The 10,001-nt window shown below is 58.3% G+C and carries 8 protein-coding genes and 1 pseudogene; 7 read left to right on the top strand and 2 right to left on the bottom strand.

The genetic code is table 11. From position 1 onward, the window contains the following. Positions 1–95: 95 nt before the first annotated feature. A pseudogene (locus CXK96_RS01545) lies at positions 96–248 on the bottom strand (Arc family DNA-binding protein); the annotation flags it as partial. Between the two features lie 650 nt (positions 249–898). On the opposite strand from CXK96_RS01545, the gene CXK96_RS01540 reads away from it, so the two are divergent. The 5 genes from CXK96_RS01540 (at position 899) to CXK96_RS01520 (ending at position 7,088) form a co-directional block, all read left to right on the top strand. Next, on the top strand, positions 899–2,605 hold the full coding sequence (locus tag CXK96_RS01540) for a type I secretion system permease/ATPase (RefSeq protein WP_102834743.1): 1,707 nt from the start codon (positions 899–901) through the stop codon (positions 2,603–2,605). Between the two features lie 10 nt (positions 2,606–2,615). Beyond that, the gene (locus tag CXK96_RS01535) at positions 2,616–3,944 is read left to right on the top strand and encodes an HlyD family type I secretion periplasmic adaptor subunit (RefSeq protein ID WP_180981480.1); all 1,329 of its coding nucleotides are present in this window, start codon (positions 2,616–2,618) and stop codon (positions 3,942–3,944) included. Between the two features lie 2 nt (positions 3,945–3,946). Next, positions 3,947–5,353 (top strand): TolC family outer membrane protein, encoded by a 1,407-nt coding sequence (locus tag CXK96_RS01530; protein ID WP_102834742.1) that lies wholly within the window; start codon positions 3,947–3,949, stop codon positions 5,351–5,353. Between the two features lie 513 nt (positions 5,354–5,866). After that, entirely contained in the window at positions 5,867–6,298 is a 432-nt protein-coding gene (locus tag CXK96_RS01525) for an OsmC family protein (RefSeq protein ID WP_102834741.1), read from the top strand. A gap of 244 nt (positions 6,299–6,542) precedes the next feature. Beyond that, entirely contained in the window at positions 6,543–7,088 is a 546-nt protein-coding gene (locus CXK96_RS01520) for a Tll0287-like domain-containing protein (RefSeq protein WP_180981470.1), read from the top strand. A gap of 183 nt (positions 7,089–7,271) precedes the next feature. On the opposite strand, the gene CXK96_RS01515 is transcribed toward CXK96_RS01520, so the two are convergent. Further along, complete coding sequence (locus tag CXK96_RS01515) at positions 7,272–7,532, bottom strand: hypothetical protein (protein ID WP_102834740.1); 261 nt, start codon at positions 7,530–7,532, stop codon at positions 7,272–7,274. A gap of 170 nt (positions 7,533–7,702) precedes the next feature. Here CXK96_RS01515 and CXK96_RS01510 point away from each other — a divergent pair, with 170 nt between their 5' ends. Beyond that, positions 7,703–8,350 (top strand): hypothetical protein, encoded by a 648-nt coding sequence (locus CXK96_RS01510; RefSeq protein ID WP_102834739.1) that lies wholly within the window; start codon positions 7,703–7,705, stop codon positions 8,348–8,350. A gap of 197 nt (positions 8,351–8,547) precedes the next feature. Further along, positions 8,548–9,999, top strand: coding sequence for a GMC oxidoreductase (locus CXK96_RS01505; protein ID WP_102834738.1), 1,452 nt, complete (start codon positions 8,548–8,550; stop codon positions 9,997–9,999). The last annotated feature ends 2 nt before the right edge of the window (positions 10,000–10,001 follow it).

Raw genomic sequence — 10,001 nt, 5'->3', positions numbered from 1 at the left:
TAAACCCTGCCCTACGGTGCAGGGTTTTTTATGCCCATTAATCGCGGCTGGAGGAAGGTCGCTTATTGAGAGTCTTCTTGCGAATCTTCTGGAGGCTCTGCCAAGGCATGCTCGAGAACGGAGATGATTTGGGAATTCATACTGCGATGGTTGGCTATCGCCACTTCGGCGAGGCGCTCTCTCATCGAGGCGGGCAGCCGTATTACCAGCTTGACCGCCGGTTCGCTGGACGCATTCGTATGTCTCATGTTCTACCTCTTCAAATCTCAAGGGCGATATTGCGTCAGCCCGTTCCCTTGGCACTGCAAATCTCCGTGTCCTTACGCAAAATCCATTAACTTGGCGTCGGAATAATGGCGGATTCTACTGATTGTTGACAGAAAGTATAGTCCTTCGCTGCGATGGGGGTCGCTTCGGCGGACGAAAGGAGGTGACGTTGCAGCTTTCTCCACGCTGCAAATACGAGGATCTGCCGGCTCGGCAATGACCGCAGGGGGGGCGGTAGCGGCTCGTGGAACGTCGCGATTACACGCTGCTCTATATAAGTTTCATGGAACAATATTGTGCCGAAAAGCCAGCATAATGCCGGTAAATACTATTATTCGGATAAGTTCAGTGATTATTTTCTCCTATTTGGCTCTCCGAAGTGCCTAGTTATTACGCCAAGCAACTCGGAGCTTTCTTGCGCCGTTGTGTCTATCTTGGCTACGTAACATGAGGCGGAATTGCACCGTTACGGTTTGTTTGTTTTTGCAATACTCGATGTAGGTAGTTGCCCACAATCATCGATCGAGAAGGCGCAGTGTTGCGCGCCGTGTGTCGGGATATTGGCATCATAATGATGCTGTTGTGATATCATCGTGGGCTGTTTTTGCTATCAAGCCTTCGAGGCCCGCGCATGAAGCCCCCCGCTCTTTCTGATCTGAAAGCCGCCCTGCTGGTATGTAGAGGTGGCTTCTTTTCCGTTGGTTTTTTCAGTCTGTTCATCAATTTTCTGATGCTGGTGCCCTCGTTCTACATGCTGCAGGTGTACGACCGGGTGGTTGCCACCGGTAGTCATTCGACGCTACTGATGCTGACGCTGATTCTGATCTTGCTGTTGTTTACGATGGGAGTGCTGGAGTGGGTGCGTTCACGCATCATGGTGCGCCTGAGTACGCGGCTGGATCTGATCCTGGGTCCGCGTCTCTACGATGCCAGCTTCAAGCAGGCCCTCGGCTCGGGTGGTACGCAGGCCTCGGCGCAGCCGCTGAGCGATCTGACCGGGTTGCGCCAGTTCATTACCGGTAACGGTCTGTTTGCCTTCTTCGATGCACCTTGGCTGCCGATCTATCTGGCCGTTATGTTTTTGTTCCACCCCTGGTTTGGCTGGTTTGCCTTGGGGTGTGCGCTGATATTGGTCGCCCTGGCCTACCTCAATGAGCGGCTGACCAACACTGCGTTACTTGAGGCCAACAAGCAGAACTTGGCGGCTACTGCCTTCACCCAGAAGAATCTGCGCAATGCCGAGGTAGTAGAGGCAATGGGTATGCTGGGCATGCTTCGTGAGCGCTGGCAGGCAATGAACCATCAGGTGCTGGTATTGCAGGGTGTGGCCAGTGATCGCGGTGGCAGTATCGCGGCATTCTCCAAGACATTTCGTCTGTTGGTTCAATCGCTCATTCTTGGCTTGGGCGCCTATCTGGCGATTGAGCAGGAAATCACTCCGGGATTGATGATTGCCGGTTCCATCCTCCTCGGTCGTGCGCTCGCGCCGATTGACCAGATGATTGGGGCCTGGAAAGGCTTTTCTGCTGCGCGCGGTCAATATGCGCGGCTCGATGAACTGCTGAAGCAGGTCGCAGCCGAGCCCGAGCGCATGTCGTTGCCAGCTCCGCGTGGTGAGATAACAGCGGAAAACCTGGCGGTGGTGCCACCCGGTGTGCAGAAGCCTGTCCTAGCAGGGCTGAGCTTTCATGTGACTGCCGGCGATGCGGTTGGCATCATCGGTCCGAGCGCTTCGGGGAAATCGACTCTGGCCCGCGCACTGTTGGGCATCTGGCCGGCAGCGCACGGCAAGGTGCGCCTTGATGGGGCCGATGTATTTGCCTGGAAGCGGGATGAGCTGGGTCAGCATGTTGGTTACCTGCCGCAGGATGTCGAGCTGTTCGAGGGATCGATCAGCGAGAACATTGCACGCTTCGGTCAGGTGGACCCGGCGGCGGTAGTCGAGGCCGCACGCTTGGCCGGCGTGCATGAACTGATTCTCAAGCTACCCCAGGGGTATGACACGGTGATCGGGGCGTCGGGGGGCGGGTTGTCCGGCGGGCAGCGTCAGCGTATCGGACTGGCACGCGCGGTGTATCGGCGCCCGCAGCTGGTCATCTTGGATGAGCCCAATTCTAATTTGGACGATGTGGGCGAGCGCGCTTTGTCCGACGCCATCATCAAACTCAAGCAGGCCGGTTGCACGCTGTTCGTGATTACTCACCGGACCAGTGTGCTCAACGCGCTGGACAAGCTGATGGTGCTGCGTGACGGCGCCCTGATGCTGTTCGGCCCGCGCGCGCAGGTTTTAGCGGAATTGACCAAGGCTCAGAAGCCCGTAGCGCTCGCCCAAGCGTAACCCCTTGAGGATGGAAAACGACGTGAGTAATGCTTCCACCGCAGGCCTTTTGCCTTCGCTACCTGTAAAGATCAATGATGTGCCAGCGAGGCGCATCGGCTACGCCGCCTTGTTCGTCACGTTCGGCCTGTTCGGCTCCTGGGCGACCTTCGCGCCGCTTGACAGTGCGGCTCTTGCGCCGGGTGTGGTTACGGTCAAGAGCTATCGCAAGACCGTGCAGCATCTTGAGGGCGGCATCGTCAGTGCTCTGCATGTTCACGACGGCGACCAGGTCCAGACCGGCGATGTCCTGGTAGAGCTGGATGGCACCCAGGTGTTCGCCGAGCTGGAAATGGTGCGTAGTCAATTGATCGCCGCTCAAGCGCTAGAGGCGCGGCTTGTGGCTGAGCGGGGCGGGGATGACGAAGTGAACTTCGGTGTGCCGGGAACCGACCCACGAGTTGGCGAGGCGCGCGCGAGTGAGCTGCAGATTTTCAATGCCAGGCGGGCGGCACGGCTTGGTGAGATCAGTGTGCTGCAAAAACGAGTGGTGCAGTTGAACGAGCAAATTCGCGGCTTTCACTCCGTCATTGACGGGAAAACGCAGGAGGCGGCGTTCTATGACGAAGAAGTGACCGATCTCACCGCGCTCCTGCAGGAAGGTTTCGTCGACAAGCAGCGCCTGCGAGAACAGCAGCGCAATGTTGTCCGGCTGCGCTCGGAAATAGCTGATCTCAAATCGTCGATCGCTCGCGCTCGTTTGCAGGCAGGGGAGACGGAGCTGCAGATCATGCAGCTGAACAAGGACTTCATTTCCGAAGTGGTGACTCAGCTTGCCGAGGTGCAGACAGCCATTTTCGATTTGACCGAGCGGATGGCCGCAGCGACCGATCGGGCGCAGCGTATCCAGATCCGCGCTCCGGAGTCGGGCATGGTCCTGGGTATGCAGGTTCATACCGTTGGCGGTGTGATCAGTCCCGGCACGCCTTTGCTGGATCTAGTCCCCGCAAGCGAGGATCTGGTCATTGATGTTGAGATCTCGCCGATGGATATCGACCGGGTAGGGCCGGGCAAGCTTGCCGACATCCGGTTCAGCGCATTCAAGAGCGCTACGACGCCTGTTATTGAAGGAGTTTTGACGCGGATATCGGCTGATCGGCTGGTCAATGAGCAGACCGGCATTCCTTATTACCTTGGTCGGGTAGAGCTGACGGACGCCGGGCGCAAGCAGCTGGAAAATCTGGTCCTCGTTCCTGGCATGCCTGCGGAAGTATTGATCAATACAGGTGAGCGCACGTTGCTCGAGTACCTGGTCCAGCCGGCATCCAATGCTTTTGCCCGCTCGCTGATCGAGGATTGAGAATGCGCTACTGGCTGGTTACGTTGTTATTGCTTGGATCATTGGCCGCGGGGTTGGCTTCTGCACAAAATCACCACTTGGAAAGTCTGTCACGGGCCGAGCCAGACGGTGACGTGAATACTGAAGCGCTAGTAGATCTGTGGCAGTTGTTTCAAGAGGCGGAGGCGAAGGATCCTCGTATCCTGATCGCCAAAGCACAGCGGGAGGGTGGCAAATGGCGAGAGCGAGAGGCGTTAGGACAACTTTTGCCCCAACTCAGCGCCAGCAGCGCCTTCAATCGGAGCCTGCAGGACAACGAGGTCACTCGCGATTTCTATAACGGCGAACGATACGCGCTGACATTCAGCCAGACGCTATACGATCCAGAGACGTGGCATAACTATCGGCGATATTCCGGTCTGGCTCAGCAACGGAAGGCCGAATATAAGGTCGCTCAGGAGGAGGCCACCATAGATCTGATTGAGCGCTACTTTTCATCGTTGGCGGCCGAGGACGAACTGGAGCTGGTTTCTGCCGAATTGCGGGCCACCGAGCGCAATCTAGATCGGGTGCAGTCGCTATACGCCCGGCAGCTGGCGCTGATCACGGACGTGCTGGAAATCTCCTCACGTGTCGACGTGCTTCGTGCTGCCGAGATCAGGGCGCGCAGTGATATCGACGTAAGCCGAGAGGCTCTCTCGGAACTGGTAGGGCGAACCATTAATGAGAGATTCAAGCGCATAGGGGACCAAACCCCCTTTGTCCTGCTAGATCAAGGGCGCGAATACTGGGTTGAGCACGCAATGGGTTCAAGTCCCGTATTACAGGCTCGCCGAAGTGCCGTAGATGCCGCGCAATCAGCTCTGAAAATGGCGCGCGGCGGCCATGCGCCGAAGGCATCGCTGAGTCTGAGCGGCCAGAGGAGCGACATCGGCTATGAAAATAGCAATCTTGCTAATAGTACCGACACATATGTAGCGAGCCTGGGGGTCCAGATGCCAATTTTTAGCGGCGGATCGGTCAGTGCCCGGGTGGAAGCCGGTCATGCGGAATTGATGGCCGCCGAGTACGAACTCGAGCAGGCGCGTCGGCAAGTAGTACGAGAGGTACGTTCGGCTTACTACGCTGCCGAGGCGGGTGTCAGCAAAATCGCAGCCTCACGCAAGGCACTGCTGTCTTCGCAAAAGGCTAGAGAGGCTGCTGAGCGTGCCTTTGGCTATGGTGTAATGAATGGGATTGATGTACTCAACGCCACCAAGGAAGAGTACGTGGCTCGTCGCGATCTCTTGAAAGCGCAGTACGATTTCGTCATGAGCACCATGGTATTGCGTCGATGGAGCGGGACGTTGATTAGAAACGATGTCCAAGAGGTCAATAAGTGGTTGGTGGCGCCAACCGTAGAGGGCGCCATCTCGCAGGCCGGTCTTTAATCGGGCCGGAGAGCGGTTATGGTCCTGATCCGCCTTTCGTCATTCGTTAGTGACATCTCGCTTAATGCTGATGATGCCCGACCTGATCTCAGGTACCGAAACCGGCAAGAGTGTTGATCGACTCAGCCCTAACACAGAGCCACCTGAGATAGCGTTTATCCGCGCGGCTCTCGGGTGCGGCTCCCGGTGCTTGAAAGGTTGCGGCCCTATTATCCCCCGCGCGACGATTCAACTCAGTCGGTAGAGTCACCGCGCTAACAGTCATCGCGGTGTCAGTTGCTGGCGCGAAGCTTGCGGAAGCTGTTCGGCTGGCGCTCGTTCTCACATCCCGACTGCCAATCAGGCCTTGCGGCTGAAGCCAAAAACATCCTTGAAACAATACATATAAAAATATAATGTAAGTCAGTAATGTGAAGGGCGATGCACTGTATCTGGCGATTCGGTTCAGCGTCAGGTCGCTAAGCGTCATCGGTGCACTGTGCATCGAAGGTTTTTAAAGGGACAAGACCGCACATGAAGACCATCAGTGTTCAAGGCAGTATGGGTGACGGCTTCGCAATCGAAGTGGATTGCGGCAATCACCGGGTGCTGATCGACCAGCCGCGTGCCGCGTTCGGTACTGATACCGGACCGAGTCCGCTGGAGTTGGTCTTGGCGGCGCTTGCGGGTTGCTTCGGAACGATCGGTCGTTTCCTCGCCCACCAGCGCAAGGTGGTGCTGCGTGGCATGCGCTTCGAAGTCGAGGCGGACTACGATCCGGCCGGGTTGCTAGGACGTGACATCAGCGTGCGGCCCGGCTTCGAGGAAGTGCGCCTGCGGGTCGAGATCGATGCTGACATGACGCTTGAGCAGAAACAGGAATTCCTCGCTGAGGTGGAACGCCGTTGCCCGCTGGCAGACAACCTGTTGCATGGCGCGCGGCTGCACAGTGCGTTGGCAGGTTGAGAGCTGAGGCCGAACACCCGCTAAAGCAAAAGGCCGCTGGGCGCTGAAGCGCTTCGGCGTAAGGGGTTGAACGGGTAAGTACATCTGCTTTTCGGCGCTGGCGTGCGCATCCCGGGCGGCGGCCCCTAGGAAGTCCGTCGCAGCGCCGAAGCTGCCTGGTCGCAGGACAGTTCGATGAACGCCGGCCCTGTTGAATTTGGATTCCATTCATCGCATTCGGCCGCGAGGCCAGCAAGGAGTTTTTATGCGCTATCTGTTGCCCTTGAGCTGTTTGGCGTTGAGCTTGTCCGCCGAGGCTGAGCCCCTGGATCCGTTGATCAAGGAGGGGATGTCGCTCATTCCTCCGTTTCAGCAGCAGCTGATGGCTACGGTGAAGTCGGCGGTGGAAAGTGGCGGGCCGCAACAGGCGGTGCAAGCCTGTCAGCAATTGGCGCCGCAGATCACTGCCGAGCATAGCGAGGCGCCGTGGCGGGTGGGTCGCACTGCATTGAAACTGCGCAACCAGAGCAATGCGCCCGATCCATGGGAGCGCGCCGTGCTCGAACAGTTTCAACAGCGCGCTGCGCAAGGTGAGCCGCTGCAGAGCATGTCGCATGCCGAGGTGGTGGACGGCGAGTTTCGACTGATGAAAGCCGTTCCCACTGGCGAGGCCTGCCTTGCCTGTCATGGAGAAGCGATCAAGCCCGAACTCGCGGCGTTGATTGACGAGTACTACCCGGAGGACGAGGCTCGTGGCTTCAAGGCCGGGGAGCTGCGGGGCGCTTTCACGCTCAGGCGCGCCGTCGATTAGCCGTGTGCTTTACTGACCTGCCGCAGCCGCCCGGCTGCGGCTCAAGCCTAATGTATTTCTGCACTCCGGCGGCGCGCTGCAGCATCCTGCTGCTTGGCTCGTACGCCGAGACGGCCCGCGCAGAGGGCCGTGATAGCAAGCTGATGGTGATCAACGACTGCCAATGGCGGCGCGTATCGCCGATCAGCGCTCCTGAGGGTCCTCTCCGCTGCTCATGTCCTCGTCGTCTCCATGAGCATTTTCGATCGTGTCTTCGGTCAGACGCGGTTGCGGGTCTTCGCCGGTAGGGTTCTGGTAGCCGTGCGCGCTTGCCTCGTTATCGAGGTCTTGCTGGGCCTGGCTGTTGCTGTCGGCCGGCTCATGCTCGGTCGGTTCCTGATTGCCCGACGCGGTCGTTGCTAGCAGGGCCAGTAACACTGACGAAGCGATGTTCAAGCTCTTCATTTGATTTCCCTCGACTGTTGGCGGGCTCCATGTTTCGGACCAGCAGCAGCTGGCGTTCGTTCGTGCCTGCTGCTGGACGGGCCCCGCATTGAGCGGCGCTCACCGAATGGGGTGGGGCACCCAGTCGGGTTTGGACTGTCTCAGCTGGGAATCACTTACCGAGGCCCTACATGATCGATTGGTTAATGAAGAACCAGCAGCTCGTTTCCTTGCTGATCTCCTTGAGCACGCTTCTAGTCTGGATGTTTTACGCGCATTTGCTCTTGCGAAACTTCAGACGGCAGCGTCAGCCGAGCCTGCTGATCAATCGAGGCGCTGGCAAGGGTCTCGGCTCGCTTTGCATCATTTCCAACATGAGTGCCGAGCCGATGTTCATCAATCAGCTCGTGGTCTCTGTGGTGACGTCACGTGGGCCGTTGGAAGTGGATATCACCGACATTCGCCAGAGCATGGAAGACGACGTGCCGCCGGATCTCGCCATCCACCAGACCACCCATCAGGGGCCGTTAAGCAGTGGTGATTTCATTCACGTAGGCACTTTTCAAGGCATGTTGCGGCGAGTCGCCGAGCTCAACGGCATCGAGCTTCAGGGCCATCAGCCAGTGGGTGACTGGCAGTTCCACTGCATGGAAATTCGCGCAGGGGCGTTTTACGGTCCAGAGCGCCACCCGCTGGGTGTGTTGCGCCGCTTCAAGCTGGGCGACCTCAGCAATCCGGAATGCCGTCTGGTGCCGGAGAGCCCGTTCACCCATCAGCTGACCTCCTGGCGTGACCGGCGTCGGGTACGAAAATGGCTATCGGAAGGGCTGAATGACTAGCCCATCGCGCGCAAGGACTTAAGCAGGCTGGAACTCCGCTTCGTTTCAAAGGTCACGTAGAACTGGCTTCCCAGAGCGTGTCTTAGCGATACGCCGGGTTTAAGCAGGTGACATGCGCTGCGCGGCGGGACATTGCTGACGTGTAAATGATTGGACAGCCTGTTTTCGATGAGGCTGCAGCAGTAAGGGAATCGGTCGTGGAGATCAACCGGGTAAGCGCAAAGGACATCAACAAAGAACACTATGAGCTCGTTGTAATCGGGTCTGGTTTTGGTTCGAGCTTCTTCCTCACCGAAGCCTTGAAGCACCTCACCGGGCGCGCATTGATTATTGAGTGGGGCGATTTCCACCCTTGGGATTGGCAGATTCAGACCCAGAGCAGTTCGGCTATCAAGCCCGAGTCCACCTACGACAATCGCGGCGAGAAGCCCTGGAACACCACCATCGCTCTCGGCGGCGGAATGAACTGCTGGTACTCGCAAACCCCCCGTCTGCACCCCAGCGATTTTGCCATCCGAACTCGATACGGCGTCGGTAACGATTGGCCGCTGAGCTATGCCGAGCTTGAGCCTTACTACTGCCAGGCCGAGCAGATCATGTCGATCGCCGGCGACCCCGACATGACTCGCGTGCTCCCTCGCAGTCAGCCATTCCCTCAACCGCCGCACAAAGGCTCCTCAATCGACATGCTGATGAAGGAGGCCATGCCCGACCATCATTTCATCATGCCGACCGGGCGCGCTCGGGTCGCGACCGGCACCCGTGGTGTCTGCTGTGCCAACGCCACCTGTAACCTCTGCCCGATGAATGCCAAGTTCACCGCGCAGAATGGTCTGGCAGAGCTGTATCGCCACCCCAAGGTGGATGTGTGTCTGAAGACCGAAGTACGTACGCTCGAATACCAGGGCAACACCATCAAGGGCGTGACGATCCGCTCTGAAGGGCAGGAATTCAAAGTCTTTGGTGACCTCTTCGTACTGGGCGCTAATGCCATTCAAAGCCCGGCGATTCTATTGCGTTCGGATATCAACTTCGGCGAAACCGGCATGGGCCTGCACGAGCAGGTTGGCGCCAACGTCGAGGTCTATCTCGATGGTCTGGGCAATTTTGACGGAAGCACTATCACCACCGGCCTTAATTACTCGCTGTACGACGGAGACTTCCGCAAGGACCACTCGGCGTGTCTGGTCTACTTCGAAAATCGCTGGCCGTATGGGCTGCGTCCGGAGATCGGCCGCTGGAATCAGACACTGCCGTTGATGCTCGTCAGCGAAGACCTGCCCAACGTGGAGAACCGGGTCGTCATCGACCCGCAGACCGGGCAGGCAATCATCGATTACCGCGGCGAGTCGGATTACGGCATGAAGGGGGTTCAGTACGGCCTGGACAGCCTGGAAAGACTGCTCGCGCCGCTGCCGGTGGAGTCGATCAACTTCAGGGAGTGGCGTCTTACCGAGTCGCATGTACAGGGCACGCTGCGCATGGGGCAGGCCGATGACGGTTCGGTAGTAGACGGGCATATGCTGCACCACAAGATGCGCAACCTTGTTGTCGTCGGTACCGCGACCTACCCGAGCTGCTCGCCGGCGAATCCCAGCCTGACGGCCGCCGCTTTGTCCATCCGTGCTGCCGACCTGCTTTACAGCTAAGG

The sequence above is a fragment of the Stutzerimonas stutzeri genome (genome assembly GCF_002890895.1).
Classification (GTDB): Bacteria; Pseudomonadota; Gammaproteobacteria; order Pseudomonadales; family Pseudomonadaceae; genus Stutzerimonas; species Stutzerimonas stutzeri_AB.
The sequence above is the reverse complement of the archived record's forward strand: the minus strand, read 5'-3'. Positions and strand labels throughout refer to the sequence as shown.